We start from the raw sequence: 2,292 nt of genomic DNA, 5'->3' as shown, positions 1-2,292 counted from the left end.
TCGGACCTGCTATGAGTGAAATTCAGATTAAATGCATCCTTATGGGACTTTTAGTTGCAGGTGGAATGCTGATTCCAGGAAATATCCCGAACATCATCTCTGCAGGTAAACTTGGTATAACCAGTAAAGAATGGGCAAGACTTGGAATTCCAATGGGACTTGTCACGATGGCTATCTTTTTTGTCGTCATCTTTGTGCTTGGAGTTTAAGTTCAAAAATTGCTCATGAGTATAACTATAATTCAGTTTCAGGATCCAGTGAAGAAAGTATGTGTTAAACAATTGGGTTTTGAAACTGAATTCAACTTTTAAAAAAGTATAAACTATATCTTACAGCTTTCTCTTCAAATTCTATGGGAACGAATTTCAAGGATTTTCTGGATATTTGAGAATTTGGTGTCCCCTTATGTAGTTGGTATTAAACGTAATTGAAAAACACATAAAAGAATCGATTTAACTTCTTAAATCTGTCAGAGTTCTCATATTTTTAATTGAAATCTCTCCTTGAATTTGAAGAATATACTATTATATTCGGCTCTCCAGTGCTGTTTTAATTACAACTTTTCTATTCTCGTGATCAGGCATAAATATCTGATTTCTAATTTTTTGTTTTTAGTTTTATTACAGTGTTCAACTTGAGTTCTTTATATTTTTCTTGGAATAAGTATTCAGTCTTTAATCGCTTTTTTCTCTTAAATAATAGGACTTATTCTTCTTTCTAAGAAACCTACGCAATTCACTATCCAGCTAAAAGCTGCCTAATTACAAAAAACAAAGAACAAGCTTTTGCTCCTAGTCAGAAATCTGAAATAGCTCTAAGGGTGTGAACTTGAAATCTGTTGCAAAGCGTGAAAAAATGACCAGAATCTTTAATTCTAAGAATATGTTAAAAAATATACATTGTTTTGCATTTTCTCCTATCTTTCCATATATATGCACAAAAATACCATATATTTTCTCAACTTGGCAGCAGTTTAAATATTCATTTTATATCCTTAAGAAATATTATGGGACAAATAGGTAAATAAATTCTACATCTGTGTTATTATTGAAAATCATGGGTTATGGTTCAATTTGAACTAAAATTTTTGTACTTAATGTCTACTTTTATATATAAAACAGTTTAATATGTTTACTTGACAGATGAAACAGTTCGAAGCTATATGATTTCTCCGAATTTTGGACCGAAAGGGAGTTCTGTATATAATAAAAATTCATTATTGGTAAAGTACATTTTAAAAAGTAAATAAACTTTATTTGTAAAAAATATAAAAATTAAATTGAATATTAAAGACTAATATATTACCAAAGAATAAATAGAGCAAGTCTTTATAAGACTAAAACATTCTAGGCTCTAACGCTGTTTAACAGCAGGTTATTCAGACTTTGTGGTCTAAATTAGTAGGTTATTCAGACTTTGTGGTTAAACAATATTAAAGGAGGAATAAAGTAATGGCTCTTGAACCAGGAATTTTAGCTGGGTTTCTTGTAATATTTATTGCCGTATTGTTCGGCCCTTTTAAAATAAGAGTTATCGAGGAAAATCTGGAGGTATTCCTTTTTATCTGTGGAATAGGGGCAATGACCATCTCGGGTTTTGTCACAATTCCAGGTACAGAAACAGGCTGGAGAATGGAAATAATTGAAGAAGCATTGACTTCGCCGCTTAATGCTTTAAATATTGGCGGTATTCCAATAGGTATATTCCAGATAGTGCTTGTTGTCGGTTTGATTATCTATAAATGGCATGAGCCGATTCAAAACGCAATCCGGAAAGTAGCCGCAGCGCTTTCTCTTAAAGTTATGGCTTTTGTTCTTATTGTTGTGCTTGGTCTATTTTCCAGTGTAATGTCAGCCATTCTTGCTGCGATCATTCTTGTTGAGGTGGTTAATGCACTGCCTATCTCACGAAAATCCAAGATCGACCTGACAGTTATTGCATGTTTCTCAATCGGTCTTGGCGCTGCTCTTACTCCCCTTGGTGAACCTCTTTCGACGATCGCTATCTCAAAACTTTCCGGTGCGCCTTACCATGCTGATTTCTATTTCTTATTTAACATGCTGAGTAAATATATCATTTCAGGCATCTTTGTTTTAGGTATTATTGGAATGTTTTTCCTTGGAAAAGTTGATATGAATGTCCAGACAAAAGCTGAAGATTATAGCGAGACTTTGAAAGATGTCATAATGAGAGCTGTTAAAGTCTATCTATTTATTATGGCTCTGACATTTCTCGGAGATGGTTTCAAGCCTATCATAGTTGAGTACTTCATAAAAATACCTTCCATGGTAC

2 protein-coding genes are annotated in these 2,292 nt (G+C 33.1%); both read left to right on the top strand.

Annotation, left to right across the window (positions count from 1 at the left end; all coding sequences use genetic code 11):
• On the top strand, positions 1-209 hold a 209-nt coding region (locus A9239_RS14025), incomplete at its 5' end, for a DUF1646 family protein (protein ID WP_141706474.1).
• A gap of 1,242 nt (positions 210-1,451) precedes the next feature.
• The coding region (locus A9239_RS14020; protein ID WP_069575351.1) for a DUF1646 family protein at positions 1,452-2,292 on the top strand (841 nt) is incomplete at its 3' end.

The sequence above is a fragment of the Methanosarcina sp. A14 genome (genome assembly GCF_001729375.1).
Classification (GTDB): domain Archaea; phylum Halobacteriota; class Methanosarcinia; order Methanosarcinales; family Methanosarcinaceae; genus Methanosarcina; species Methanosarcina barkeri.
The sequence above is the reverse complement of the archived record's forward strand: the minus strand, read 5'-3'. Positions and strand labels throughout refer to the sequence as shown.